Origin of the sequence: Mycobacterium hainanense (assembly GCF_041890355.1) — a bacterium.
Lineage (GTDB): Bacteria > Actinomycetota > Actinomycetes > Mycobacteriales > Mycobacteriaceae > Mycobacterium > Mycobacterium hainanense.
In genome coordinates this window covers 176,104-203,071 of the sequence record NZ_CP169059.1, presented here as the reverse complement: position 1 = coordinate 203,071, position 26,968 = coordinate 176,104, and the positions used below count along the sequence as shown (strand labels likewise).

The following is a 26,968-nucleotide window of genomic DNA, read 5'->3' as shown; positions in this document are numbered from 1 at the left end:
GTGTAGTCAGTCGCATTTCTCACGGGCTTCCGGCCTCGAATTTCGTGATTAGCCTGTCCGCCGGTATTCCCGCTATGAGTCATAAGTCAAACAACCTCGCAGGCCACTGCAGGCACACAGGTCACGCGGTTACCGCGCGCCCGGTGGTGAATCCGGGCGAATGGCCGGCAGTGACGAACCCGCATTTCGGTGCGGCGTGAACCAAAAAGTGTCCGGTCGGGCTTTTCCGTCGCGGAAACGCCGACCGGAACTACGCGGGTCCGCGACCGTCGCCGGCCAGTTTCAACAGCAGCCGGGTGCCTCCCAGCGGACTGGTCTGCAATGCCGCTGTTCCCCCGTGCAGTTCGGCCTGCTGGGCGACCAGAGCCAACCCCAGCCCGGAGCCCGACCGCGACGCCGTGGAGCCGCGGGCGAAACGCTCGAAAACCGCGGCGCGCTCGGATTCCGGAACCCCGGTGCCATCGTCGTCGATCGCGATCTCCACGCCCTCGCTGGAGCTGCCCACGGTCAGCTGGATCTTGCCGGCGTTGCCGTGCTTGACGGCGTTGGCGATGGCGTTGTCGATCACCAGCCGCAGGCCGGTGGGCAGCCCCACCATCAGCACGGTCGGCGAGGGCACCAGCGACACCTCGACTTCCGGATAGATCCGCAGCGCGTCGTGGGCGGCGCGGTCCAGCAGTTCCGTGATGTCGAACGGGACGAAGTCGTCGACGGTGGTCAGCTCGCCCTGCGCCAGCCGTTCCAGCGCCGTCAGCGTCCCCTCGATGCGGCTCTGGGTGCGGATGACGTCGCCGATCACCTCCTGACGCTGCTCGCGGGGCAGGTCGAGGGTGGACAGGACCTCCAGGTTGGTGCGCATCGCGGTCAACGGAGTGCGCAGCTCGTGGGAGGCGACGGCGGCGAAGTCGCGCGCCGACTCCAGCGCCGCCTTGGTGCGCTGTTGTTCCTTGCCGATGCGCGCGAGCATCCCCTCGACGGCTTCGGCGATCTCCACGGCCTCACGCACCCCCCGCACCTGCACCTCGTCGGGGCTGGATTGGGCGTTGATCGCGCGGGCCTGCTGCGCCAGCAGCAGGAACGGGTTCACCATGATCAACGAGATCACCCAGCCGACGACCACCGTGCCGCCGATGACGCTCGCGCAGATCAGCAACACCCGCAGGTGTAGCTCGTTGATCCGGTGCTGCGCTTCGGCGAACGGCGCGGCCAGCGCGATCGAGGCGGGGCCGGCCGAGAACGTGCGGACGCGGTATTGCACGCCGTTGATGGTGGTGTTCGCGTATCCGTTGGGCAGCTTGGGCAGCACGATGTTGCTGGGCACCGAGACCGTGACGTCGCCGATGCGCGCGGTGCGCACCAGGTTGCCGTCCGGCATGGGCTGGTCGGGTCGGGCGTGCTCGACGTTGTTGAGCAGTGAATTGATGTCACCCAGGCTGCTGACGGAGTCGAGCCGGCGGTCCAGCTGGCTGTACTGATCGTTGGTGACACCGACCCACACCCACGTGCCCAGCAGCACGACCAGGGTGATCACCGACAGGGCGGCGACGACGACGATGGTGCGCAGCGACAACACCCGCATCGGCAGCTGTACGTGCGGTAACACGCGAATGTCACGCTCCTCTTGTGCGCTCACGGCGCCGGCCGGCGACGGTGTCGACAACCTGACCACAACCCTCACACCCTTCGCGATTCGCCGCGTTCAGGCGTCGTGGCGTTTCGCAGAAAATCTAACGCCAAATTTCGGGCCCACGCCCGCCGCCGCCCTGACCAGTGCTGTTTTGCCTCCACCGTGGTGAGTGAGTACTCTCTCACCATGCTCGCCTCCGGACGCGATCGGCTGCTCGCCGAGGCGCTGAAGCTTTTCGCCGCCAAGGGCTACGCGGCGACGTCGGTGGCCGACATCCAGCGGGCGTCGGGTCTCGCTCCGGGGTCGGGCGCGCTCTACAAGCACTTCGGCTCCAAGCGCGAGCTCCTCGAGGCCGCCGTCGCACACCGGATCGACAGCATCGTGGCCGCGCGCGAGCAGTACGACGCGGGGCAGCCGGCCGGCGTCGAGCAGGCGGTGCGCACGGCGGGGCAGCTGATCTGGAGCAACTTCAAAGACAGCGAGGACCTGCTCAAAGTCATGCTGCGCGAACCCGAGGAGCTCGGCGACCTCGACGAGAAGACGTGGCAGGTAATCACCGACAACGCCTATCAGCGCTTCGCCGACGAACTGGCCGCGTCAAATCGGTCCGGCCGGACCCGCATACCCGATCCCGAGGCGGCCGCGGCGGTCGCCATCGGGTCGTTGTCCTATGCCGCGACGTTGCGGGCGCTGACCGGCCGACTGCCCGGCAACATCGACGAAGAGCGCTACTTCGAGGCGTGGGTCAACCAGACCGTCAGCGTCCTCGCCCAGTACGGAACCCGTTGAGCACAACAACCTTTCAGGAGTGAAACCGTGACTTTCTCACTGCAACTGACCGACGACGTGATCGAGGTGCGCGACTGGGTGCACAAATTCTCCGCCGACGTCATCCGCCCGGCCGCCTCGGAGTGGGACGAGCGGGAGGAAACCCCCTGGCCGGTGATCCAGGAGGCCGCGAAGGTGGGCCTGTACTCCCCCGACTTCTTCGCGCAGCAGGCGGCCGAGCCGACGGGACTGGGCATGCTCACGGCGTTCGAGGAGATGTTCTGGGGCGACGCCGGCATCGCGTTGTCCATCATGGGCACCGGCCTGGCTGCGGCAGCGTTGGCGGGCAACGGAACTCCCGAACAGCTGGGCCGGTGGCTGCCCGAGATGTTCGGCACCGCCGATGAGCCGAAGCTGGGTGCGTTCTGCTCTTCCGAACCCGACGCCGGGTCGGACGTCGGGGCGATCCGCACCCGGGCGCGCTACGACGAGGCCACCAACGAGTGGGTGCTCAACGGCACCAAAACCTGGGCGACTAACGGCGGCATCGCCAACGTGCACATCGTGGTGGCGTCGGTGTACCCGGAACTCGGCACCCGCGGCCAGGCCACGTTCGTCGTCCCGGCGGGCGTCAATGGTTTGGCGCAGGGCCAGAAGTTCAAGAAGCACGGCATCCGGGCGTCCCACACCGCCGAGGTGGTACTGGACAACGTTCGCCTGCCCGAGGACCACATCCTGGGCGGCCGGGAGAAGTTCGATGCGCGCATCGCACGAGTCAAGTCGGGTGCCTCCGCACGCAGCCAGGCAGCGATGAAGACCTTCGAGCGCACCCGGCCCACCGTCGGGGCCATGGCCGTCGGCGTGGCCCGGGCCGCTTACGAGTACGCGCTCGACTATGCCTGCCAGCGTGAGCAATTCGGCCGCAAGATCGGCGAATTTCAGGCGGTGGCCTTCAAGCTGGCCGACATGAAGAGCCGGATCGACGCCGCCCGCCTGCTGGTGTGGCGGGCCGGTTGGATGGCGCGCAACAACCAATCCTTCGACGCGGCCGAGGGATCGATGGCCAAACTGGTGGCCAGCGAGACGGCCGTCTACGTCACCGACGAGGCGATCCAGATCCTGGGCGGCAACGGCTACACCCGCGACTATCCCGTGGAGCGGATGCACCGCGACGCCAAGATCTTCACCATCTTCGAGGGCACCAGCGAGATCCAGCGCCTGGTGATCTCCCGGGCGCTGACCGGCTTGCAGATTCGTTAACGGCCCGCGGTCCGCGCCCTGGCGGGCACGCGACATGATGACCGGATGACCACCGAGATCCGGGTCCTCGACAGCGAGGATGAACTGCTGGCCGCGGCCAACGTGTTTCGCGTCGCCATGATCGGCTTCCCGCCGATGCCGGAACTCCCGCCCGGCCAGATCGCCAAGCTGCTCGAGCCCGGCCGTACCGTCGGGGCATTCGTCGGCGAGCAACTCGTTGGCACCGCGGACGCCGTGACGAGCCGAATGACGCTCCCCGGCGGGGCTACGGTCGGGCATGCCGCCGTCACACACATCGGGGTGTTGCCGTCCTTCACCCGGCGGGGCATCGCCACGGAGCTGATTCGTCATCAGTTGCGCGACATCACCGCCCGCGGCGAGGTGGTCGCGTCGCTGCGGGCGTCCGAGGCGACGATCTACGGCCGGTACGGGTACGGCGTCGCCAGCTCGTCACAGACGGTGGAGGTCCAGACCGGGCGGGCGGCGCTGCGGCGCGGCGTCGGGGCCGGCGGCCCGGTGCGGTTGATCGACGCGGCGCAGGCCTGGGAGCTCTTGCCGCGCATCTACGCCGAGAATCGACCGTCGCGGCCGGGATCCATCGACCGGCCGGACGCCTGGTGGCAGAGCTTGCGGCTGCGTTCCGAATCGTCGCCGCAGCCTTCGTATGTCGCGGTGCACGGCGCACCGGGAGCCGAATCCGGTTTCGCCCGCTACCGCCCCGTCGACACCGACAGGTGGTTCGTCAGCGATCAGCGCACCATCGCGGTGGAGGACTTCTTCGCGCCCACCGCGGAGGCCTATCTCGGCCTGCTGCGGTTCCTGCTGGAGCTCGATCTCATTGACCGCGTGGTGTTTTGGATGCTGCCAATGGACGATCCACTGCCCTGGTTGCTGGCCGACCGGCGGGCCGCGCGCGTCACCGCCGTGCATGACGAAACGTGGCTGCGTGTCATCGACGTGCCCGGGGCGCTCTCGGCACGCCGCTACGGCGGCGGTGACGCCGTGACCATCGCGGTCAAAGACCGCATGCTGCCGGACAACTCGGGTCGCTTCACGATCTCCGGGGGCGGCGCCGAACCGACCGAGGGGCGCGCGCAACTCGAGGTCGACGTCGAGGGGCTGGGCGCCGTTCTGCTCGGAGGCGCGACCTGGCGCCACCTCGCCGTCGCGGGGGTGGCCCGAGCCGACGACCCGGCGGCGATCGCCGCGGCCGATCGGCTGTTCGCGGTCCCGCACGCGCCCCACGCCGGGTTCTTCTTCTAGCCGCGCGGGTATGCGGACCGCGTGATCGTCATCATCGGGGCGGGGGTGTGCGGGCTGGCCGCGGCCTACGAGCTGGGCCGGCGCGGGGAGACCGCGCTCGTGCTGGAACGCGGGCAGCCGTTCGGCGAGCAGTCGACGGGATTGGCCCGCATCTTCCGGACCGCGCATCGACGCGCGTCGTTGTGCCGCCTCGCGCTGCGGGCGCGCGCCGGCTGGCAGCGCTGGCAGGACGAGCTCGGCGCGGGCCGGTTGCTGGGCCCGGAGGGCTTCATTGCCGCCGGCGCCTGCGCGCAGACCGCGGCGGCCATGACGGAGGCGGGCGCCTCGTTCCGCTGGGTGGACCGGGCGGAGATCGCCGCGCGGATCCCGTTCGCCGCCCCGCCGTGGGAGGCCGGTGTGCTGGATCCGCTCGGCGGCAGCCTGCGTATCCGCCGCGCGCTGTCGGCGGTGGCGCGGCGGGTCGACGTCCGCCGTGGTGACGCCGTTTCGGTTTCCGACGACGGCGAGGTGTCCCTGGCCGACGGCGGAGTGCTGCGGGGCGATCGCGTGCTGATCTGCGCGGGCGCTCGGACACCGGCGCTCTTCGGCCCGCTGGGCGTCGAATTCGCGCCGCACACCCGGTTCACCTATGCGGGCGCCGACGCGACCGGCGCCGCGTGCCTGTCGGCGCCCGAGGGCTACGGGCTGCCGCTCGGCGGCACGGGGCGCTGGGCGTTCGGGCAGGAGGTGCCGGACCCCGCGACGGTGCGCGCGTTGTTCCCGGCGCTCGCGCCGGTGGGGCGGGTGGACTGCGTGACGGTCCGCGCGCCGTGGCTCGACGCGGGCGGCGACGGCTGGGCCGTGGCACGGCGCGGCCGCGTCATCGCGTTCGTGGGCGCCAACCTGATGAAGTTCGGTCCGCTACTCGGCGAACTGCTCGCGCGGGCCGTGCTGGAAGCGGAACTGCCCGACGACCTGACCGAGATCTGAATTCACCTCAGTTGCGCCGCCGCACCATTCGCTTCTCCACCGCGCCCAGCGCCGCGTCGCTCAACTTGCCCAGCGCGGCGAGCAGCACGATGGCCAACAGCATCACATCGGTGCGGCCGGTGTTCTGGCTGTCGATCAGCAGGAAGCCGAGCCCCTTCGACGAGGCGATCAACTCGGCGGCCACCAGGAACAACCACGCATTCGCCAGGCCCAGCCGCAGCCCGTTCAGCAGGGCGGGGGCCGCCGCGGGAAGCATGACCGTCGTCAACAGCACGGCCCCGCGCCGGCCATAGGCGCGGCCCACTTCCAACAGTTGCGGGTCGACGTGGGACAGCGCCGACGCCGTCGTGGTGTACACGGGGAAGAACGCGCCGATCGCGACCAGCAGCACCTTCGGTGTCTCGTCAATGCCAAACCACAAGAGCAGCAGCGGGACCCACGCCAGCGATGGCACGGTGCGGAAGGCCGCCACAGTCGGGCCGAGCAGCCTGCGCGCGGTAGTAGACAGCCCGACAAGCGATCCCAGCGCGAGCGCCGCGGCCGAGCCGACCAAGTACCCGAGCGAGACGCGCACGAGACTGGCCTGCAAATGGGTCCAGAGCTCACCGCGGCGCAGCAGTTCACCCAGCGCCGCCACCACATCGCCGGGCGGAGGTAATTGGCTGGGCGAGAACAATCCCGCAGCGGTCACCAGCTGCCAGGCGGCAAGCAACAGCAGCGGGACCGCGAGGCCCGCCAGGGCGAGCGAGACCCTCAGGACGCGTGTTGGGCGTACTTCGGCTCGATGATCGTCCCGAGTGCCCCGCGTCCGGCGTCGTCGGATTTGATGTCGGAGTCCGCCACCGCGATAGGCAAGATGTTGGTCAACACCGTCCGCTGCGGATCTCCCGGCGCGGGCGGGATGTCCAGCGCCGTCCGCCGCAACTCCTCCTGCGCCACGCTCGGTGGCACTTTCGCCTGCGAGGCCAGCAGCGCCGCCAGCTCGTCGGGATGCGCCTTCGCCCATTTCCGGGCCTCCTCATAGCTGTTGACCACGGATTGGACGACATCGGGATGCGCGGCGCTGAAGTCGTCTCGGACGTTCAGCACGCCATAGGAGTTGAAATCCGGGTTGCGGTAGAGCAACCGGGAGCCCTGCTGCTGAACGGTCTGCGCCATGAAGGGATCCAGCCCGGACCAGGCGTCCACGTCGCCACGCTCCAAGGCGGTTTTCCCGTCCGCGTGCTGCAGGTTGACGATCTCCACGTCGGCCGGTGAAAGCCCCACGGTGGCAAGGGATTGCAGCAGGAAGAAGTACGGGTCCGTGCCCTTGGTGACCGCGATCTTCTTTCCCTTCAGATCGGCGACCGAATTGGCCGTCGAATTCCTGCCCACCACCAGGGCGGTCCACTCCGGCTTGCTGTACACGTCGATCATCTTGATCGGCGTGCCGTTGGCCCGCGCAACCAACGCAGCCGAACCGGCGGTGGACCCGAAATCGAGCCCCTTGGACCGCAGACCCTCGTTGGCCTTATTGCTGCCCGCCGAGAGCACCCACGTCACGTTGTAGCCCCGGCCTTCCAGCAGGTGCTGGTCGCGCACCACCAGGCTCAGCGGGTTGTAGTACGCGTAGTCCAGCCGGATCTCCTTGGCCGCCGTCGTCCCGGTCGGCGAACCGCAGCCAGCGGCCAGCACCGAAACAGCGATAAGGTAGCGCATTTTCATCACGTCTTGGCCTCCTCCGAAACCGCCGAACCGGCATTGGCGACGCCGCGTCGCGGTACGCCGAGTTCGTCCAGCAACTGTTCGCGCAGCACCGCGATGCGCGGGTCAGCGCGGTCGCGTGGGTTGGGGATCGGGACGTCGAAGGTCGCGCCGATGGCGGCTGCGCCCGTTGAATCGGCGCGCAGCACCAGCACCCGGTCGGCGAGAATCGCCGCCTCGTCCACGTCGTGGGTTACCAGCAACGTGGTGGCGCCCGCCTCGTGCTGGACCCTGTCGAGCAGGTCCTGCATCCGCAGCCGGGTCAGCGCGTCGAGGGCCGCGAGCGGCTCGTCGAGGAGCAGGACGCTCGGCCGGCGCGCGAGAGCCCGCGCGAGCCCGGCGCGTTGCGCCATGCCGCCGGATACCTGCCGCGGGCGATGGTCGGCGAACTCGGTCAGCCCGACGACATCGAGCCAATGTTGGATCTCCCCAGCACCTTTCGCACGCGCGGTGCCGGGCGGCAGGCCGAAGGCCACGTTGGCCGCGAGCGATCGCCACGGCAGCAGGCGCGGCTCCTGGAACACCACGGCGCAACGCGGGTCGGCGCCTCGGACGGCCTTCCCGTCGATCTCGATCCGCCCGGCGCTGGGCCGGTCGAGACCGGCCACGAGTCGCAACAGCGTCGACTTGCCGCTGCCCGACGGGCCGAGCAGCGCGACGACCCGACCGGGTTCGATCTCGATGTCGACGTCGCGCAGCACGGTCCGCGTTCCGAACGTGCGGTCGACCCGACGCAATGACACGCGTGCCGGCGCGAGACTGGTCGACATCACCCGGGCAGCCTAGGAATCGCGTCCGGCACCCACCAGGTTTGCGTTGCCGATGATTAAAACCCGCGACGCGCCATCGCTACCCGGCGACCGATGTCAGCCGTGCGGTGCCTCCGAGATCTTGGTGTCCGGCTTGCCCAATGTCTGACAGTAGGTAGCCGCCGACAACCGGGTGGCGGTGATCTCGGCGTTGGAGGGGTCGGTGCCGTTCTTGTCCTTCAGCATCTTGCTGACTTCGTCGTTCTGCTTCTTCTCGTCCTGCGTCGTGAAGTCCTTGCACTTGGTGTCGCCGCCGGTGTTGATCACCTGTGACGCCGAACACGCGCTGGACAGCAGCACGGCTAACGCGAACGTCGCGGCCGCAATGTGCTTCATCGTTTGCCCTCCTGGAGCTTCAGTAGTGGTATCAGTTCACCAAATCGACCGACTTGAAACCCCCGCACGCGATTTGCCGGCCGACCGGCCGTTTGCTCCGCGTGCATTTCCAGGGCGAACGGGAATAACCGCCTCGTCCACGGCGTCGTCTAGGTTTCGTCGGTCCGACCGCGCCCAGCGCCTACGCGAAGGGATGTTCCGTGTCCTCCAACGGGTCCACTCCCCGGTCGACGTTGGCCACGCTGGACCATTCAGACCGTGCGAATCCGGGCCGGGGTGCGTTCACCAGCGTGCTGGTGCTGCTGCTGTCCATCGGCTGGGTCGCCAACCATTTCGTCGCGCTGATGCCCTTGCTCAGCGTTCGGCAGCACCTCGGCTCGGCCACGCTCGACGCGATCTTCGGCATCTACGCGCTCGGGTTGCTGCCGGGTCTGCTCGTCGGCGGGCGCGCGTCCGATGCGTTCGGGCGCCGGTCCGTGGCGCTGGCCGGTTCGGCGACCGCCGTCGCGGGAACGGTTGCGATGCTGTGTTCGCAGCAGTACGAGGCCCTGTTGCTGGGCCGCCTGGTCGTCGGGCTCGGGGTCGGGCTGGCCATGAGCTCCTGCACCGCATGGGCCTCGGATCTGAGGGGGCCCGCCGGGGCGGCCACCGCCGGCGCGGTGTTGATGGGCGGTTTCGCGATCGGCCCATTCGTCGGCGCCCTGATCGCCGAGATCGGGCCGGCCGGCATTCGGTTGTCGTTCGGGGTGGCGGCCGCCATCGGCGTGGCGGCGATGGCCATCGCGCTGGTCGCGGGGCGCGGATCCCGGGCCCAAGCGCCGCCGGCCGCACCGGTATGGGAGCCGTCCGCGGGGCAGGGCGCCGCGCGGGCGTTGGGCTGGGCCATGCCGCTGGCGCCATGGGTATTCGCGTCGGCGACGCTGGGGTTCATCGCGATTCCGGCCCGGCTTCACACCGGGCTCACTGCGCCGATGGCCGCAGGCGTGGCCACGCTGGCGGTCAATGGTGTCAGCGGGCTAGTCCAGGTGCTCGCCCGGGCACGCCGGTGGGGGCCGCAGGCCGGCACGGCCGGTGCGGCGCTGGCGGCCCTCGGCTACGCGGTCACCGCGCTGGCGCCGCCGACCATTTCGCCGGTGTTGGGTGTGCCGCTGTTCCTGGTGCTGGGGTGCGCGTCCGGCCTTTGTTTGCGCGAGGGCCTCATTGACTTGGAGGCCGCGGCGCCGAAGCGCCTGCGGGGGGCGCTGGTGGGCGCTTTTTACGTGGTGACCTACGTCGGCTTCGGCCTGCCGCTGATCTTGACCACGGTCGGGTCGGCGGTCGCGACGACCATTCTGGTGGTGATGGCGGCGCTGGCCTTGCTGGCCGCCGTGAGTCGCGCCGTTCGGCTCCGGGGGGACGCACACCGCCGGGCGTGACACCGCAGGTTTCGCCTTGCACCGCGCGGGTACCACACAGTGGTCACGATCCGCGGCGGGGTGGTTTCGCGGAGCGCCGCCTCCGACGGGAGAAATTCACCGCCCCATGACTAGAGACGCTTCCGCGAGCATCGCGACGCCGGCCGTTGACGACGTCGACCACGTCGTCGACCCGCGGGAATCCGGCCGCAACACCGTGCACCGTCTGTCGCTTCGGCGACTGCCGCTCGAGATTCGCAAGGCCGCAGCGGTTATGGCCATCGCGGTGGTCATGACGTCGACGTTCGCGGCCGCCTACACGGTTGCGCTGGGCCGGCCCGCCCCGCGGGAGCCTGCCCATCGGCGTCGTCGGGCCGGTCGCGGTCACTGCGCCCATCGTGGCCGGAATGCAGCAGGGCGGCACGAATTCAACGTCCGCACTTACCCATCGCGGGAGGCGGCGATCGCGGCCGTCGATCGTCAAACCATCACCGCCGTCATCGACGGCACCGCGGCGCCGCCGCAACTCCTGCTGTCGAGCGCCAGCAGCTCGTCGGCGGCTCGCGTCTTGACGCAACTGGACGAACCGGCGCCCGGACGCTATCTGCTGCCGATCACCGACCTGCACCCGCTGCCGCCCTCCGATCCGTCCGGCCTGGCGACGTTCTACGTGACCATCGCCGCCACCATCTTGGGGTTCGTCACAATGTTCCAGTTGCGCGCGAACGTCAAGACGCTCACGCTGCGCGGGTGGCTGATCTGCGTGGGCGCCCTGTCCGTGATCGGTGGGGCGGCACTAACCGTGGTGGCCGGGCCGGTGCTGGGCGCGCTCAATACCCGCTTCCCGGAAGTGGTTGCTGATCTCGATGCAGATTGCCGTTGCGGCGCTGTTCAATTCGACCATGCTGGTGTTGATCCATCGGTGGGCGATCATCCCGACCTGGGGCGTGTTCATTCTGCTGGGCAACACGTCGTCGGGGGGGCGCGGTTTCGGCGTCACTCTTGCCGCAGCCGTTCGCGTTCCTCAACCACGCCCTGCCGAGCGGCGCCGCGGTCACCGCCATCCACACGGCGACCTACTTTCCGCATGATCAGCGCGCACTACCGTTCGTCGTTCTGGCGGCGTAGTTTTCGGTCACGTTGGTCGCCTTGGTGACGTGCTCCCGCGCGTTGGGGCGCTCACCCGCCGAGGGGTAGCCCGGCCGGCGTTCAGAGAAGTTCGCGCAGGGTCTCGATCAGCTTGACCCGCTCGCCCGGGGTGGATGCGAGGGGCGCGACGTTGAGGGTGGTGACCCCTGCTTCCCGGAACGCGGCCAGTCGATCCTTGACGAACCCCCGGTCGCCGATCAGGTTCACGTCCCGGACCAGCTCGTCGGGCACGACCTTGGCCGCGCCGTCCTTGTCGCCGGCCAGGTAGAGCTCCTGGATCCGATCGGCCTGCGGGCCGTAGCCGTACTTGGTGGCCAGGGCGTGGTAGAAGTTCTTGCCCTTCGCGCCCATGCCGCCGATGTAGAGGGCCAAATGGGGTTTGACGAATTCCCTTAGCGGCTCCACGTTTTCGCCGATTGCGAGCACCGGGCCGGCGTAGATGTCCAACTCACCCAGATCGGCAGCCCGTTTGGCGCGGCCGGCGGCCAGCGCCTCGCCCCACACGTCCTGCGCCTTCTCCGGCAGGAAGAAGATCGGCTGCCAGCCCTCGGCGATCTCGGCCGCAAGCTCCACATTCTTGGGGCCCAACGCCGCGACCAATATCGGGATGCGCTCTCGCACTGGGTTATTGATCAGCTTCAGCGGCTTTCCGAGGCCGGTGCCCTGCCCGGCGGGCAGGGGGATCGTGTAGTACTTGCCCTGGTGCTTGACGGGCTCGCGTCGCCAGACCTGCCGGCAAATGTCAATCACTTCGCGGGTCCGGCCGATCGGCGCGTCGTAGGGCACCCCGTGGAAACCCTCGATGACCTGCGGCCCCGAAGCGCCCAGCCCGAGGGTGAACCGGCCGTCGGAGACGTAGTCGAGCCCGGCGGCGGTCATCGCGGTCAGCGTGGGCGTTCTGGTGTAGAGCTGCAGGATTCCGGAGGCCAGCCCGACCCGTTCGGTGCTGGCGGCCAGGTAGCCCAGCGCGCTCACCGCATCGAACGAATAGGCCTCGGGGACAAAGACGATGTCGAGCCCGGCACGCTCGAGGTCGGCCACTTCGGCGGCCACGTCCTTGAAGCCGCCCGCATAGTTGATGCCCAATCCGATTCGCATGGTCGGCCCCTACGCGGTGGCGAACGTGTCGGCCAGTTCGAGCGCCTCCTGCTGGATCCGCTCGAACTGGGCGCCCATCGCCTCGGACAACGCCTTCGCACCCGAGAGCGGTCGCACCATCACCATGAAGTCGTCGATGAGGCCGTCATCGTTGAAGTGCAGGAAATCGCAGCCGGTGATCGTGACCCCGGGCGCTCCGGCGATTCCGGTCTCGAACACGAGGGCGTGGTCTCGGCCGTTGCCGTCGTGGATCTCACGGACGTAGCGGAAGTCCTCGAAGATGCGCAACACGCCGCGCAGGATCGCCGCGGTGATCGGCTTGCCGACATAGGGCTTGAACGCGACCGGGCTGGTGAACACGACGTCGTCGGCCAGCAGCGCGTACAGGCCGCTCTCGTCGCGGTCTTCGACCGCCTTGCGGAAGGGATGCATCCGACACCTCGCCTTTGGGATTCGGTTGGGAAGTGCCGTTGACGCTATGCCGTCGGCCCGCCGGTGTCCATAGTGCGATTAATCACTTTGTTGATTACTCGTATCGTTGTACTCTTCTCCGATGTCGCTGCGTGACGCTGTCCTGGCGGCCCTCCTCGAGGGCGAGTCGTCCGGATACGACCTGGCCAAGGAGTTCGACGCCTCGGTGGCGAACTTCTGGATGGCGACGCCTCAGCAGCTGTACCGCGAACTCGACCGCCTCGCCGAGCAGGGGCTCATCAGGGCGCGCGTCGTGCAGCAGGAGCGCCGTCCGAACAAGCGCCTGTTCTCGCTGACCGACGCCGGCCACGACGCGATCCGGGAGTTCACCGCGAGCGCGCCGAAGCCGTCGGCGATTCGCGACGAACTGCTGATCAAGGTCCAGGCGGCGGACGCCGGCGACACGTCCGCCGTGCGGGGGTTCATCGTCGAGCGCCTACAGTGGGCCACGGCCAAACTGCAACGCTACGAACGATTGCGGGTGCGCATACTCGACGGACGCGCCGAGGAGGAATTCTTGGCCCGTGCCGAGCGGATCGGGCCCTATTTGACCCTGATGCGCGGAATTGCGTTCGAGGAAGAGAACATTCGATGGGCCGAGCGCGCGCTGGCCGTCATCGACCACCGCCTGTCCGCCCGGCCTAAGCAGACCCCGAACTCACCGCGTCGCCGGGCTGCTGCTGGCCGACCAGCTCATCCTGACCGACCTCCGGAACATTCCCGTCGCCTGTGAGCCGCGTGCGCTTGCCCGGCTTCTTCGGCGTCTGCTTCGGCGCGTCGGGGTCTTCGGGGGCGCGGTGGCCGTTGGACGGCAGGCCGACGCTGTGGCCGGCCATTTCGATGGCCTTGTCGGTATACACGCGGTAGCCGAAATTTGGTAGGTAGCCGTGGATTTCGGGCGTGTCCAGGTCACGCATGAACTGCAGGATGCCGCGACTGAACAGCTGACCGGGCACCAGGACCGGGAAGCCCGGCGGGTAGGGCGTCACATACGTCGCCGACACGACGTCGAGCCCCGCGTCGAGCCGTTCATCGATCTGGTCGCCGGTGAGGTATTCACAGTTGGTGTCGTCGTAGGAGAGGTAGAACCCGCGCCGGACGTCGCCCTCGGGCGTCGGTTCGGTTCCGCTGTGGTCCAGGAAGGCGGGATGGAACCCGCTGAAGTCGGGTAGCGGCAAGGACATTTCGGTGAGCCGGTAGACAGCGCGCTCGAAGTGCTCTCGCTCGCCGAGGCTCATTTCGGAGATGTTCTGGTCGAGTTCGGTGGCGATGTTGACCAGCACCTCCACCAGGAACGCGACGGAGCTGCGCGTGGTGCCGACGTTGGTCATGAACAGCACGCTGTTGCGCGATGTCTTGTTGATCTGGATTCCGTAGCGGTCCATCAACTGCTGGCGTTTGAAGGTGTCGCCGTCGTAACCGGTCGGGCCGATGAACAACGTGATCCGCGACGGGTCGAGCACGAATTCATCCTGGTCCCAAGCCGCCATCATGTTGCGCAGGCCCGAGCGCAGGGGCTGGGCGATGGCCGACGGCCGGAACGGCTCCGGGATCAGGTCCGACGTGCGCAGGCAGCGCATGTACTTGCTGAGCAACGGATGGTTGTCGATCGCGTCGCGCAACTGCATCGCGTTCTCGATCTGCCGCTGCACGAGCTCGACGCCCTCGAGCGCCACCTGCCGGCGGCCCAGGTCCAGGGACGCGAGGATCTGGTAATTGGGCGACGTCGACGTGTGCGCCATGTAGGCCTCGTGGAACGGCTCGGCGACCTTCTGGTCGAAGTCCTGATCGAAGACGTGGATCATCGACCCCTGCCGCAGCGCGGTCAGCGTCTTGTGCGTCGACTGCGTGGCGTACACCCGCACTCGGGCCCGCGCCGGGTCAGGCAGCAGCCGGCGGTCCAAAAGCTCGTCATCGGTGGATGCCTCGTTGCCGCCGGCCGCAAGGTATTCCTCGTAGCGGCGTCGGTAACCGGTGTCATGCAGCCGCTCGCGCATCGAACGTGCCGCGGCCATGGCGGTGCGCGTCCGGTAGACGGGGTGGAACCGGGCAAAGGCGAACCAGGCCTCGTCCCAAAGGAACACCAGGTCGGGTTTGATGGCCAGGCACTCCTCCATGACGCGCTCGACGTCATAGACGATGCCGTCGAAGGTGCAGTTGGTCAGCGACATCATCTTGACGCGGTGAAGCTTGCCGGCCCGTTTGAGCGCCAACAGCTTTGACTTGATTTCGCGCAGGGGGACCGCGCCGTACATCGAATACTCGTTGAGCGGGTACGCCTCCAGGTACACCACGTTCGCGCCGGCGAGCATCATCCCGTAGTGATGCGACTGGTGGCAGTTACGGTCCAGCAGGACGATGTCACCCGGCGCCACCAGCGCCTGCGTGACGATCTTGTTGGCCGTGGAGGTTCCGTTGGTGACGAAATACGTGTGCCGCGATCCGTAGGCCTGCGCGGCGAGTTGTTGCGCCTCGCGCAGCGGGCCGGTCGGTTCGAGCAGCGAGTCGAGGCCACCGCACGTCGCCGACGTCTCGGCCATGAACACGTCCAGGCCGTAGAACCCCACCATGTCCCTGATCCAGTGCGAGTTGACGATCGACTTGCCCTGCGAAATCGGCAGGGCGTGAAAGACACCCGTGGGCCGGTGGCTGTACTGCTTGAGCGCGCTGAAGAACGGTGTGCGGTAGCGCGCCGCGACCCCCTGCAGGATCGACAGGTGCAGCTCGAGCATGCCTTCGCGGGCGTGGAACACCCTGCGGAAGTACTGGCCCAGCCGCCCGGCGATGTCTTCGACGTCGATCTCGGTCATCAGGTACAGGTCGAGCTCCGGCCGCAGTTCGGCCAGTGAAATCGCCAGGATCCGCGCGCGGTCCTCTGGAGTCTGATGGTCGTTCAGCTCCTCGGATACGGCCGTGTCGACGAACTCGGAGAGCGCGGACAGGTCCCGCGTCGATTGATGGGAGAAGCGTCGGCGGATCACGACCGCCTGAAGGTTGACGTTGAGCCGCGCCGCGATGAGGGCCTCGTCACCGCTGGAGACCACCACCAATTCATAGACGAATTCGTCGTCGGGGCGCCGCCATTTGCGGACCTCACTGCGCAGGGCACGCTCCTGGTCTTCGGTCATCTTTTCGACGACGAGCACCTCGAAATAAGGGCGGTCGCGCTGCGACGCCGGCTGGTGCTCGATGAGCGCACGCGGATCGGACGGGAACATGTCCAGTTCGTCGGCGCCGGCGTTGTCGACGTCCCCCGTGCGGTAGGACTCGGTGGTCAGCGCCCGGTTGACCTGGGCGACCGCCTGCGCGAACTTGTCATAGCTGCCGGCCGCGAAAAGCCTTTGTATGCGGGCGAACTGGGGTGCGCCGGGGTAGGCCCAGTAGGGCTCCAAGGTGCTCAGGCGCGTAAGCAACTCCTGGCAGGCGCCCGCCCATTTGTCCTTCAGCGTCCCGGTGGTGCTCGGCCGCGTCAGGCGGTCGGCAGCTTCCTCCAACCGGCACCAGGAGTCGCTGCGGACCTGCCACAGGCTGTTGTATGCGCGCAGATGTTCTGTCATGACGGCCCTTTCCCGAGTCGCGCGGCGACTCATCCGCCCCCGTGCATGCGGTCAAGGGTTTCAGACCTGCCGGTCCCCCATGGTGACCAGCAGGCAAACACTGCGTGTCCGTCAGCGAACGGGGCGGGACGTCCCGGCACGCGGCACCGGACGTCAACTCCGATCACCCTGCGAGAGGCGCCTGGCCCCTGCTAGAAGTCCTGGCGCAGCGCATGGGCGGTCGCCTCGTCGATATCGCATACGGGACGGTTTAGGTAGCCGTCATCCGCATCGACTCCCCTTGCCTGGCGTCGGAGAAAATCCGACCGCGCCCACCCGCGAAGTGCAATGGTTTGGATCCGAATGCGCCGATGCACCAGTCGTCGGCGCAATTCTCGCATAGTCGCAGTGCGCCTTGGTTTTTCGATCCGCCTGGCCGCACGCGTCGGCCGTGCGGGGTCGTCGACCCGGCTGCCCGCGGGTGCCGACCGGTTTACAGTTGCTACGCCACCGCCCGGCGCCGGACAGGAGAAACGCCATGCCCTTGCCCACTGACGAGAAGCTGCTGCAACTCAGCGACGACGTTCTGGCGGCGTTCGCGAAGATCTTCGGCGAGCATCCTGGGATTCGCCCGGCCCACGGCAAGGGCATCCTGCTGAATGGGACCTTCACCCCCACCGCCGCTGCTGCCGAGTTGTCGGTCGCGCAACACTTTCAGCAGGCATCGACTCCAGTGCTCGTCCGTTTCTCCGACTCCACCGGGCTCCCGACGATTCCCGACACCGATCCAAACAGCCTCCCCAAGGGAATCGGTGTCCGATTCGTGTTGGCCGAGCATGTGCACACCGACATCATCGGCCATTCGGCCGACGCCTTCCCGGCCCGCAACGGCGAGGAATTTCTGCAATTCCTCGAGGCGCTGGCAAGCAGCGATCCGGCCAACCCGGCCGGCTCACCGCTGCAAGCGTTCCTCGGCTCACACCCGGCGGCGCTGAAGTTCGTGCAGCCCAAGCCATTTCCGGCCAGCTTTGCGCGAGAATCGTATTTCGGCCTGAACGCGCTGAAATTCACCGACGCAGCCGGCCACAGCAGATTCGGGCGCTACCGGATCGTCCCGGAAGCCGGCAACGAGTACCTGGACGACGAGGCGGTGCGGTCCAAGGGCGACAACTACCTGTTCACCGAGATCGTCGAGCGCATCGCGGCCGGGCCGACGCGGCTGACGCTTGCTCTGCAGCTGGCCGAGGACGGCGACGAGGTCAACGACATCACCGTGGGCTGGCCGGCCGACCGGGAGGTCGCTGAGCTGGGCACCATCGAGCTCACCACCCCGGTCGCCGACGACGCCGCACAGCAGAAACAGATCATCTTTGACCCGATCCCCCGGCTGGCGGGAATCGAGCCGTCCGACGACCCGCTGCTGGAGTTTCGCGCCGCCCTCTACCTGATCAGCGGGCGCCGGCGCCGGGCCGCGTGACGGGGCCGGCCGATGCGGGAATGAACTCGGCGGCCCGTCGCCTTATACAAGCCGATGAAGTTCCTCTTGATCACACTGATCACGCATGTCCCCGATCCGGTTTCGGGCGAGAAGAAGAGCCCGGCCGATCGGCTGCGCGATGTCATCGAGAAGGCGCTGCTGGCCGAGGAACTGGGTTTCGACGGATTCGCTGTCGGTGAGCGGCACGAGGATCCGTTCATCTCCTCCTCACCGCCGGTGGTGCTGAGCAACATCGCCGCGCGCACCTCGAAAATATCTTTGTTCACCGGGGTTACGACGTTGAGTCTGCTCGACCCGGTCCGCGCGTTCGAGGACTATTCGACGCTGGACAATCTGTCCGGCGGGCGCCTGGAGTTGATCATCGGCAAGGGCAACGGTGCGGCGCAGGCCGAGCTGTTCCACGTCACCACCGCCGATCAGTGGGACCGCAACCGGGAAGGCTACGAGCTGTTCCGCCAGCTGTGGGAGAGCGAGAGCGTGACGTGGTCGGGCCGGTTCCGGCCGCCGCTCGTCAACGCCAAAGCGCTGCCGCGCCCCCTGCAGCGCCGGATCCGGGTTTGGCACGGCAGCGCGACGAGCAAGGACTCCGTCGACCTCGCGGCACGGCACGGCGACCCGATCTTCTCCGCGAACGTCAGCCATCCCGTCGAGCCGTATGCCGAGCTGGTCCGTCACTACCGGCAGCGCTGGGAGTTCTATGGCCATCGACCCGAGGACGCGCTCGTCGGTGCGGGCACCGCCGGGTTCTACGTCACCCGGACGTCTCAGGAGGCCGTGGACGCCTACCGGCCGATGTTCGAGGCGCGCTCGGCGTTCGCGCGCCGCGCGGGGCTACCCGTCGTCTTCGAGTCGATGGACGATTTCGTCGAGCGAAGCTCGGCGTTGATCGGCAGCCCCGAGCAGGTGATCGACAAGGTAGGTCGCTACCACGAGCAGCTCGGCCACGAGGTGATGCACCTGTCCGCCGATGCCGACGGTGTGACCGCCGACCAGCAGCGGCGCAGTTTCGAGCTGTTCCAGTCCGAGGTCGCCCCCGTGCTGCGGGTACGCATTCGGAGCCGGCCCCTGGTCGCGCAGTCGGGACGCGAAGTTACTGCGGGATAACTACTTCCACGCGAAGACAGGTTGCTCGAGCCCGTCGACCGGGTCGTGGCGGCCCTCCAGACACCACCACCGCAGCTGCAGTAACACCGCCCCGGTCGGCGCGTGGATGAGGTCATTGCCCAGCGGGATCTGCACCACCGGTCGCGGACTCTCCGGAATGGTGATGAACCGCGGGGAGTCGTCACGTTGCAGCTGGTGCAGCCCCACCCGGTACACGGCCACCACCTCGTCGGGCGCGGGGCGGGGGTCGAGGCGACCGCCTCCCCAGAGCACCACCGGGGTGATGACATATCCCGACCGCGTCGGGTAGTCATCCAGCAGGCCCAACACGGCGGAGGCGGGCAGGGCGATGCCAACCTCCTCGTGCAGTTCCCGCAGCGCCGCGTCGACCGCGGTTTCGCCCGGATCGAGCCGGCCACCGGGAAGAGCCCACTGCGCGGCGTGGGTGCTCAATCGAGAAGCCCTGCGGCACAGCAAGAATGCCGCGCCGCCGGACACGCCCACCATGCGTCCGTCCAGCCCGGGCGCCGGTATCGGGCGGTCACCGTTCCACTCTTCGACCGGTATTGGGTCCACCCGGTCCTCCCCGACGTTCGAGTCGACCAGCGCCACGGCGACCGCCGCGTGCCGCTTCTCCGGGTCGTTCACGACGCGGCGCGGGTATTCGGCCAGGTGATTGCGGATTCGCTCGCGCAGCGCGTCGTCATACGGGATGGTCACGGATCGAGACTATGCCGGGGTGTCCCCGCTTTTGGACTGGGCGCCGAGCGTGGGTGTGATGCATCGAACCGCGACTGCGGCATCCACACCATCCCGCTTCTGGGTATAGTTTGCTATATCTAGAGGCGGCGGTCTGCCCTCGCCGGTGGATGACGGAACGGAATACGAGGCGGGCTGGTGCGGGTGATGACGCGGGAGTCGGCGACGCGCCCAGTAGCAACGGTTCTCGTGGTGTCCACCGCCGCCTTCCTGGCCAGCCTTGACCTCTTCATCGTCAACATCGCCTTTCCCGAGATCCGGCGGGCTTTCGATTCGGCCGACCTCGGCTCGACGTCGTGGGTCCTCAACGGCTACACCCTGGTCTTTGCGGCGTTCATGAATCCGGCCGGCCGGCTGGGCGATCGGTACGGGCATCGCCGGGTCTTCCTCTGGGGCCTCGCCGTCTTCATGCTGGCCTCGGCCGCCTGCGGGTTCGCCGCATCTTTGGCCATGCTGATCGCCTCCCGCGTGGTTCAGGCGGTCGGCGCCGCCATGCTGATGCCGAGTTCGCTGGCGCTGTTGCTGGCCGCCGTTCCGGCGGCACGCCGCGCGGTGGCGGTCAGCACATGGTCGGCGGTGGCCGCCATGGCCGCGGCGCTCGGTCCGCCGGTTGGCGGTCTGCTTGTCGAAATATCTTGGCGCTGGATCTTTTTCGTCAACCTTCCGTTGGGCCTGCTGGCCCTTGCCCTAGGCCCGATGGTGCTCGCCAAGGCCAGCACAACCGGAGGCGGCATTCCCGATCTCTTCGGCGCGCTGAGCCTGGTGGTCGGCGTGGGAGCGCTGGTGTGGGCGTTGATCGAACTGCCCGCGGCGGGCTGGGCTGCCACGAAGATTGTCCTTGCGACGGCCGGAGCCGCGTGCGCGCTGGCGCTGGCGGTGTGGCGATCCATGCGTCATCCCTCGCCGGCATTGGACCTCATCGTGGTCCGGCTGGTTCCGATGTGGTCGAGCTGCCTGTCGATGCTGCTGTTCGCGGCGGCATTCGCCGCGATGCTGCTCGGCAGCGTCATGCTGCTCACCGTCGTCTGGGGCAAGGCGCCCGATGAAGCGGGATTGTGCCTTTCCCCGGGCCCCGCCGTCGTGGTGCTCGTCTCCCTCACGCTCGCCGGCCGGCTGATCGACAAAGCAGGCGTGGGCGCCGTCGCCGCGCTCGGCGCCGGCCTGTACGTGGTGGGAATCCTCATCTGGCTGTTGCGCATCACTCCCGAGCCCAACTACCTCGCGGATTTCCTCCCCGGACAGGTCTTCACCGGCGCGGGCGTCGGCCTGGTCATGCCCAGCCTGTCCGCGGTCGCGGGCCTCGCGCTTCCGTCCCACCGCTGGGGCGCCGGGTCGGCGCTGACTAATACCGCGCGGCAGCTCGGCACAGTGCTGGGCACCGCGGTGCTGACCATGCTCTACCAACCCGGCATCGACCTGGCCGCGATCCGCCGGGGCTGGGGATTCGTCGTCACGGCCGCGGGCGCCGCGGCACTCATCGCCGCCGTCCTGGCGACTCGGTGGAGGGTAGCGGGCGAAAAGGCCTAGCGGCCGCCATGACAGACCCGCCTCCCCCGGGTACCCGGTGAACGCCCGTCGGTCCGGATTCGTGGGTGTGATGGATGAGAGGGAACGAATGAAGGTCATCGGATTCGAAGAGCATTACAAGCTCCCTGCCATAGGCGAAGCGCACCGCAACGACAGGCCGGACCCGGCGACCGAACTACTGCAGAACGCGGACTACGGCCCTCCCGGCGCGGAAGGCGAATGGCCACCGGGCATCAACGACCTGGGCGAGAGCCGGATCGCCGCGATGGACGCCGCGGGCATCGACATGCAGATCCTTTCGCACTCCGTACCGGGACCCGAGACGCTGGCCCCCTCGGCGGCGGTCGAGCTGGCCCGGCGGGCCAACGACGCGGTGGTCGCCGCGGTCGGCCGACATCCCGACCGGTTCCGCGGCTTCGCCACCCTCCCGATGCGCGACCCCGCGGCGGCGGCCGCCGAGCTCGAGCGCACCGTCCGCGATCACGGCTTCGTGGGCGCCCTGATCAACGGCCACGTCAACGGGCGCTACCTGGACGACACCTTCTTCTGGCCGGTCTTCGAATCCGCCGAAACCCTCGGCGTGCCAATATTTTTACACCCAACCATCCCGCCCCAGCCGATCATCGACACCTATTACGCCGGCTTCGACCCCAAGGTTTCCGCGCGGTTCGCGGCGGCCGGGGTCGGCTGGCACATCGACACCGGGGTGCACTGCCTCCGGCTGATCCTGGGCGGGGTGTTCGACCGGTTCCCGCAGCTGCAGATCATCGTCGGTCACCACTTCGAGGGGCTCAGCTGGATGGGCTGGCGGACCGACTACTCGTTTCCGGTCGAGGCGACCGGTCTCAAACGCACCGTCAAGGAGTACCTGCGGGAGAACTTCTACGGCGGAATCCTCGCCGGCGATTTCTTCAGTCAGAAGCCCGGCGCGACGGATCCCAGTTGGAGCCTGTCATACAACGCCTACCTGGCCATGGTCAACGTGATCGGCATCGACCGCGTGGTCTTCACCGCCGACTACCCCTACGGCAACATCAAGGCGTGCCGGCAGTTCCTCGACCGGATGCCGATCAACCAAGGTGAGCGGGAGAAGATCGCCCACCTCAATGCCGAGCGGCTGCTGAGGCTTTGAGCCCTGTGGCGATTCGTTTGTCGCGCCCGGTACATGGGTAAAGGGGCCGGATGATCGGTTCGCGGCTGCCGCGCCGCGAGGACGCGCGCCTGGTGCGCGGCGCGGGCCGCTACGTCGGGGACCTGCGTCTCCCCGGATGCCTGGACGCCGCGTTCGTGCGCAGCGACGTCGCACACGGGGAGCTGGGCGCGGTGGACGCGGGGGCGGCCCGATCGTTGCCGGGTGTGGCCGCCGTGTGGTCGCACGACGACCTTCCGTTCCTGCCGGACACGCCCCCGATGCTGGACCCGGGCTCAGTGGAGGGCCGGCCATGGCCGGCGCTGGCCACCGACCGGGTGCGCTACGTCGGGGAGCCGGTGGCGATCGTCGTCGCCGCCGACCGGTATCTGGCCGAGGACGCCCGAGACGCGGTGCGCGTCGACATCGCGCCGCTGCCCGTCCTGCTCGACCCGACCGAGGCGGCCGGCAGCGATGTGCAGTTGTTCCCGGGCAGGGGAAATGCCGCCACCGACAAGGACTTTGGTGATCGCATCGACGAGTCGGTGTGGCGGGACGCGGCCGTGGTCGTGACGGCCAACTACCGCCAACAACTGGTCTCGCACATGTTCATGGAGCCCAAGGCGATCCTGGTGCGCCCGGAGCCGGGCGGCGGGCTGACCGTGTGGGTTTCGCATCAGGCGCCGCACCGGCTCCGCCGCGACCTGGCCGCCGGGTTCGCGCTTCGGCCGGAGCAGGTCCGTGTGATCGTGCCCGACGTCGGGGGTGCGTTCGGCGGCAAGAGTGAGACGTGGCCCGAGTATCTGGCGGTGGTCGCCGCGGCGCGGCGGCTGGGCCGGCCCGTGCGCTGGCTGGAGGATCGTGCCGAGTCGCTGACCGGTCCACCGCACGGCCGGGGCCAGAACCAGCGGGTCCGCATGGCCGCGAGCGCCGATGGGCGCATCCTCGCCTACGAGTTGCGCGTCGACGCCGACGTGGGTGGCTACCCGCACACCGGATCGTTCGTGCCGACGGCGACGTCGCTGATGGCCACCGGCGCCTACGCGATCCCGCACGTGCATGTCCGGGCCCGCGCCGTGGTCACCAACACCGCGCCCACCAGTCCCTACCGCGGCGCAGGCCGGCCCGAGGCCGCGTCGGCGATCGAGCGGACGGTCGAGTTGTTGGCCCGGCGGCTCGACTTGGATCCGGTCGAGCTTCGGCGGCGGAATTTCATTGCCCCCGAGGAATTTCCGTATGCCGCTCCGACCGGACACACCTACGACAGCGGTGACTACGCCGCCGCCCTCGACCTGGCCGTGCGGGAGGCGGACTACCAGGGGTGGCGCGCCGAGCAGGCCCGCCGGCGCGCCTCCGGCGAGCGGCCGATCGGCATCGGGCTGTGCACCTACGTCGAACGCTCCGGGGCGGGTGACGAATTCGGCGCGGTCGAGGCGTGCCCGGACGGCACGTTTGTGGCACTGTCCGGCTGCTGCTCGACAGGCCAGGGCCATGAGACGTCCTTCCCGCAGGTGGTCGCGGCCGTGCTCGACGTCGACGTGGAGCGGGTGCGGCTGGTCGAGGGGGACACCGGCGTCGTTCCCCAGGGCATCGGATCATTCGCCAGCCGGTCGATGCAGACCGGCGGCGCGGCGCTACACCGGGCCGCCGGCAAGCTGATCGACACCGCCCGGCAGCGCATGGCGGAAGTCTGCGCCGTCCCGATCGCCGATGTCGAATACCGCAAGGGCGAGGTGCACGCCGGCGGCAGCACGATGAGCCTGGCCGACCTGGCCGCAGACGGGCAACTGCGCGCCGACGAGGTTTTCGCGCCTCCGGAAGCGTTTCCCTTCGGCGCGTACATCGCCGTCGTCGAGGTCGACACCGAGCTGGGGGAGATCACCGTGCGCAAGGTCGTCGCCGTGGACGACTATGGCGTCGTGGTGAATCCGTTGATCGTCGACGGCCAGGGTTACGGCTCCACGGTGCAGGGGCTCGGGCAGGCCATGTACGAGCAGGTGCGCTACGACCCGGACGGCCGCCCGGCCGCGCTCAGCCTGCTCGATTACCTGATCCCGACCATCTCGGAGCTGCCGCCGCTGCGCTTCGCCGAGACCTGCACGCCCAACCCCAACACACCGCTGGGCGCGAAGGGCGCCGGCGAGGCGGGCTGTATCGGAACGCCCGCCGCGATCGTCAACGCCGTCGTCGACGCGCTCGGAATCGACGACCCCTCGCGGCTGCAGATGCCACTTACCCCATACGACTGCTGGCGGGCTGCGCGATGAAACCCGCGCCGTTCGACTACGTCGCCCCGCGCAGCGTGGACGACGCCGTGGCCGCGCTCGCCGACGGCGATGGGCACGTCTTGGCGGGCGGGCAAAGCCTGGTGCTGGAGATGAATTTCCGCACCATCCGGCCCCGACGGCTGGTCGACATCAACGGCGTCGCGGGTTTCGACCGCACGACGCGCGACGGCAACATGCTACGGGTCGGCCCGCTGGTCAGGCACCGGGCCTTCGAATCCGATTCCACGCCAGGGCCATTGGGCGAGCTGCTGCGGCGCGTCGCCCACCACATCGCCCACCCCCCGATCCGCGCCAGGGGCACGATGCTCGGCAGCCTCGCGTACGCCCACCCGGCGGCGGAGTGGCCGATGATCACCGTGGCACTGGGAGCCGAAGTCGACCTGCTCGGCGCAGGCGGGCGCCGCACGGTGCGCGCGGGAGATTTCTTCACCGGTCCGTTCACCACACTCCGGCGCCCTGACGAACTGCTCGTCGCGGTGCGCCTGCCCCTGCTCCCGGACGGCACGGCCGTCGGCTTCGTCGAACATCGGCGCACCCACGCCAGCTTCGCCGAACTGGCCGTGGCGGTAGCCGTCACCGTCGCCGGCGGCCGCGTCGCCTCCGCCTCGGTGGGACTGGTCAACGCGGCGGACCGACCGGTGCGTGCCGCCGCGGCCGAGGCGGCGCTGATCGGACACTCGCTCGACGACGACGCGATCGCCGCTGCCGCCCGCGCCGCCGCCGAGGAGGACGCCGACCCGCTCCCCCAGCCGCACGCCGACGTCGCGTACCAACGGCACGCGGTGGGTGTGCTCACCCGCCGCGCTTTGACCCAGGCCCGAGACCGAGGATGATGCCGTGCACATCGAGTTGACGGTCAACGGGCACCAGTACGTCATCGACGTGCCGTCGCGCCGCACACTCGCCGACGCCCTGCGGGAGGACTGCGGGCTGACCGGCACCCACCTCGGCTGCGAACACGGCGTCTGCGGGGCCTGCACGGTGCTGGTCGACGGCGACGCGGTGCGCTCCTGCCTGATGTTCGCCGTTCAATGCGGCGGGCGGCGGATCCGTACGGTGGAGGGCCTCGCGGCGCCCGACGGAACTGATCACCCTCTGCAGCAAGCTTTTTCGGCCGAACACGCGTTGCAGTGCGGCTTTTGCACTCCGGGTTTCCTGATGCTGGCGGTGGGTGCGCTGGACGCTGATCCCGGCATCGCCGACGATCCGGAGCGGCTGCGGGAGCTGCTCACCTCCAACCTCTGCCGCTGCACCGGGTACGAGGCGATCCGGCGTGCCGTCGTCAGGGCCACCCGAACCGGCGAGTGTGGTTAACTGCGACCGTGCAAAGACAACCGGCGCTGGCACGGCGCTTCTTCGACCGCTTCGAACCGGTGCACGGGGTGACGTATTTCGCTCCGGAGGCACGGGCGGCGCTGGACGGCCTGGGCTACCGCGGGTTCTGGATGGGCTACTTCGCCGCCCGCTCGGCGCCGCTGGGGACGGTGCCCCGGGAGGTGGTCGCCGCGATCTTTTACAACTTCGCCCCCGAGCGCGTCGCCAAGGCGCTGCCGGCGGCATGGGAGGTCGCCGGCCCGGACGCGGCGCTGCGGGCCCGGCAGGAATCCGCTGTCGCGGCGCTGCGCCGCTACGGGCTGGGCGACGACGAAAACATCCGTATCGCGGCGGAATTGGCGGGCAAGGCGGCTCGGCAGGCCCCGCTGGACGCGCGCCCGCTGTTCGCCGCCAACTTGGCGCTGCCGTGGCCGGATGATCCGTTGACCGCGCTGTGGCACGCGACGACGCTGCTGCGCGAGCACCGGGGCGACGGACACGTGGCGGTGTTGGCCGCGGCGGGAATCTCGGGCCGGGAGTCCAACGTGTTGCACGCCGCGGCCCGCGGCGTTCCGCGCGAGTACATCGCACGCACCCGCGACTACGACGAGGCCGCGTGGCGGCACCACGAGCGGCGGCTGACCGAGCGGGGACTGCTCGACGATGACGGCTCGCTGACCGCGGCCGGCAGGGAACTGAAGGACCACATCGAACGCTCCACGGACGCGCTTTCCCTGTCCGCGCTCGACGCGCTCGACGACGACGAAGTGGAGACGCTGTTCCGGGTGCTGACACCGATCACGCGCGCGGTCGTTGCCGGCGGCGATGTGCCCGCCCTCACCCCGATGGGCTTGCACCGCGACGAATTGCACGACGACAGCGCGCATTTGACTTCTTAGCTCGCGCATTTGACTTCTTAGCTACAG

The 26,968-nt window shown here is 68.7% G+C and carries 24 protein-coding genes; 15 read left to right on the top strand and 9 right to left on the bottom strand.

Features of this window, described 5'->3' with window-relative positions; translation table 11 throughout:
- Positions 1-250 precede the first annotated feature (250 nt).
- The gene (locus ACEL92_RS00960) at positions 251-1,579 is read right to left on the bottom strand and encodes a sensor histidine kinase (protein WP_374026420.1); all 1,329 of its coding nucleotides are present in this window, start codon (positions 1,577-1,579) and stop codon (positions 251-253) included.
- A 234-nt stretch (positions 1,580-1,813) separates the two neighbouring features.
- On the opposite strand from ACEL92_RS00960, the gene ACEL92_RS00955 reads away from it, so the two are divergent.
- The 4 genes from ACEL92_RS00955 to ACEL92_RS00940 are packed head-to-tail and all read left to right on the top strand — an operon-like array spanning position 1,814 to position 5,887.
- On the top strand, positions 1,814-2,416 hold the full coding sequence (locus ACEL92_RS00955; RefSeq protein ID WP_374023819.1) for a TetR/AcrR family transcriptional regulator: 603 nt from the start codon (positions 1,814-1,816) through the stop codon (positions 2,414-2,416).
- A 27-nt stretch (positions 2,417-2,443) separates the two neighbouring features.
- Positions 2,444-3,655, top strand: coding sequence for an acyl-CoA dehydrogenase family protein (locus ACEL92_RS00950; protein ID WP_374023818.1), 1,212 nt, complete (start codon positions 2,444-2,446; stop codon positions 3,653-3,655).
- A 45-nt stretch (positions 3,656-3,700) separates the two neighbouring features.
- Positions 3,701-4,918, top strand: coding sequence for a GNAT family N-acetyltransferase (locus ACEL92_RS00945; RefSeq protein ID WP_374023817.1), 1,218 nt, complete (start codon positions 3,701-3,703; stop codon positions 4,916-4,918).
- Positions 4,919-4,939: 21 nt separating this feature from the next.
- The gene (locus tag ACEL92_RS00940) at positions 4,940-5,887 is read left to right on the top strand and encodes an NAD(P)/FAD-dependent oxidoreductase (RefSeq protein ID WP_374023816.1); all 948 of its coding nucleotides are present in this window, start codon (positions 4,940-4,942) and stop codon (positions 5,885-5,887) included.
- Between the two features lie 7 nt (positions 5,888-5,894).
- Here the strand turns inward: ACEL92_RS00940 and ACEL92_RS00935 are convergent, their stop codons facing one another.
- From ACEL92_RS00935 to ACEL92_RS00920, 4 genes are all read right to left on the bottom strand, one after another.
- Positions 5,895-6,605 carry an ABC transporter permease gene (locus ACEL92_RS00935; RefSeq protein WP_374026419.1) on the bottom strand — a complete coding sequence of 237 codons (711 nt, stop codon included), beginning with the start codon at positions 6,603-6,605 and terminating at the stop codon, positions 5,895-5,897.
- Positions 6,606-6,640: 35 nt separating this feature from the next.
- Positions 6,641-7,591 (bottom strand): aliphatic sulfonate ABC transporter substrate-binding protein, encoded by a 951-nt coding sequence (locus ACEL92_RS00930; protein ID WP_374023815.1) that lies wholly within the window; start codon positions 7,589-7,591, stop codon positions 6,641-6,643.
- Positions 7,591-8,373, bottom strand: a complete 783-nt coding sequence (locus ACEL92_RS00925) for an ABC transporter ATP-binding protein (protein WP_374026418.1) — start codon at positions 8,371-8,373, stop codon at positions 7,591-7,593. Before ACEL92_RS00925 ends, ACEL92_RS00930 begins: the two co-directional genes overlap by 1 nt.
- Positions 8,374-8,496: 123 nt before the next feature.
- On the bottom strand, positions 8,497-8,775 hold the full coding sequence (locus ACEL92_RS00920; RefSeq protein WP_374023814.1) for a hypothetical protein: 279 nt from the start codon (positions 8,773-8,775) through the stop codon (positions 8,497-8,499).
- A gap of 200 nt (positions 8,776-8,975) precedes the next feature.
- Here ACEL92_RS00920 and ACEL92_RS00915 point away from each other — a divergent pair, with 200 nt between their 5' ends.
- Positions 8,976-10,190: an MFS transporter gene (locus ACEL92_RS00915; protein ID WP_374023812.1), complete on the top strand. Its 1,215-nt coding sequence runs from the start codon at positions 8,976-8,978 to the stop codon at positions 10,188-10,190.
- A gap of 253 nt (positions 10,191-10,443) precedes the next feature.
- The gene (locus ACEL92_RS00910; RefSeq protein WP_374023811.1) at positions 10,444-11,325 is read left to right on the top strand and encodes a hypothetical protein; all 882 of its coding nucleotides are present in this window, start codon (positions 10,444-10,446) and stop codon (positions 11,323-11,325) included.
- A gap of 53 nt (positions 11,326-11,378) precedes the next feature.
- Here ACEL92_RS00910 and ACEL92_RS00905 read toward each other — a convergent pair whose 3' ends face one another.
- Together ACEL92_RS00905 and ACEL92_RS00900 are read right to left on the bottom strand one after the other, a co-directional pair.
- Positions 11,379-12,416, bottom strand: coding sequence for an LLM class F420-dependent oxidoreductase (locus tag ACEL92_RS00905; RefSeq protein ID WP_374023810.1), 1,038 nt, complete (start codon positions 12,414-12,416; stop codon positions 11,379-11,381).
- A 9-nt stretch (positions 12,417-12,425) separates the two neighbouring features.
- A complete protein-coding gene (locus ACEL92_RS00900) occupies positions 12,426-12,848 on the bottom strand; it encodes a nuclear transport factor 2 family protein (protein WP_374023809.1) in 423 nt (140 codons plus the stop codon).
- A gap of 121 nt (positions 12,849-12,969) precedes the next feature.
- Between ACEL92_RS00900 and ACEL92_RS00895 the strand changes: the two genes are divergently transcribed.
- Positions 12,970-13,620 (top strand): PadR family transcriptional regulator, encoded by a 651-nt coding sequence (locus tag ACEL92_RS00895; protein WP_374023808.1) that lies wholly within the window; start codon positions 12,970-12,972, stop codon positions 13,618-13,620.
- On the opposite strand, the gene ACEL92_RS00890 is transcribed toward ACEL92_RS00895, so the two are convergent.
- Positions 13,529-16,444, bottom strand: a complete 2,916-nt coding sequence (locus tag ACEL92_RS00890; protein ID WP_374023807.1) for an aminotransferase class I/II-fold pyridoxal phosphate-dependent enzyme — start codon at positions 16,442-16,444, stop codon at positions 13,529-13,531. The two genes, ACEL92_RS00895 and ACEL92_RS00890, sit on opposite strands and share 92 nt — an antisense overlap.
- Before the next feature lie 517 nt (positions 16,445-16,961).
- Here ACEL92_RS00890 and ACEL92_RS00885 point away from each other — a divergent pair.
- Both ACEL92_RS00885 and ACEL92_RS00880 read left to right on the top strand, forming a co-directional pair.
- The gene (locus ACEL92_RS00885; protein ID WP_374023806.1) at positions 16,962-17,900 is read left to right on the top strand and encodes a catalase family peroxidase; all 939 of its coding nucleotides are present in this window, start codon (positions 16,962-16,964) and stop codon (positions 17,898-17,900) included.
- A gap of 54 nt (positions 17,901-17,954) precedes the next feature.
- A complete protein-coding gene (locus tag ACEL92_RS00880) occupies positions 17,955-19,025 on the top strand; it encodes an LLM class flavin-dependent oxidoreductase (RefSeq protein WP_374023805.1) in 1,071 nt (356 codons plus the stop codon).
- Here ACEL92_RS00880 and ACEL92_RS00875 read toward each other — a convergent pair whose 3' ends face one another.
- Complete coding sequence (locus ACEL92_RS00875) at positions 19,026-19,745, bottom strand: CoA pyrophosphatase (RefSeq protein WP_374023804.1); 720 nt, start codon at positions 19,743-19,745, stop codon at positions 19,026-19,028.
- A gap of 231 nt (positions 19,746-19,976) precedes the next feature.
- Here ACEL92_RS00875 and ACEL92_RS00870 point away from each other — a divergent pair, with 231 nt between their 5' ends.
- From ACEL92_RS00870 to ACEL92_RS00845, 6 genes are all read left to right on the top strand, one after another.
- On the top strand, positions 19,977-21,311 hold the full coding sequence (locus ACEL92_RS00870) for an MFS transporter (protein WP_374023803.1): 1,335 nt from the start codon (positions 19,977-19,979) through the stop codon (positions 21,309-21,311).
- Between the two features lie 88 nt (positions 21,312-21,399).
- On the top strand, positions 21,400-22,443 hold the full coding sequence (locus tag ACEL92_RS00865; RefSeq protein ID WP_374023802.1) for an amidohydrolase family protein: 1,044 nt from the start codon (positions 21,400-21,402) through the stop codon (positions 22,441-22,443).
- 50 nt (positions 22,444-22,493) lie between these two features.
- Positions 22,494-24,707, top strand: coding sequence for a xanthine dehydrogenase family protein molybdopterin-binding subunit (locus ACEL92_RS00860; protein WP_374023801.1), 2,214 nt, complete (start codon positions 22,494-22,496; stop codon positions 24,705-24,707).
- The gene (locus tag ACEL92_RS00855) at positions 24,704-25,561 is read left to right on the top strand and encodes a xanthine dehydrogenase family protein subunit M (RefSeq protein ID WP_374023800.1); all 858 of its coding nucleotides are present in this window, start codon (positions 24,704-24,706) and stop codon (positions 25,559-25,561) included. The genes ACEL92_RS00860 and ACEL92_RS00855 overlap by 4 nt, the downstream gene beginning before the upstream one ends.
- Before the next feature lie 4 nt (positions 25,562-25,565).
- The gene (locus tag ACEL92_RS00850; RefSeq protein WP_374023799.1) at positions 25,566-26,042 is read left to right on the top strand and encodes a (2Fe-2S)-binding protein; all 477 of its coding nucleotides are present in this window, start codon (positions 25,566-25,568) and stop codon (positions 26,040-26,042) included.
- 8 nt (positions 26,043-26,050) lie between these two features.
- On the top strand, positions 26,051-26,941 hold the full coding sequence (locus ACEL92_RS00845; protein WP_374023798.1) for a hypothetical protein: 891 nt from the start codon (positions 26,051-26,053) through the stop codon (positions 26,939-26,941).
- Positions 26,942-26,968: the final 27 nt, after the last annotated feature.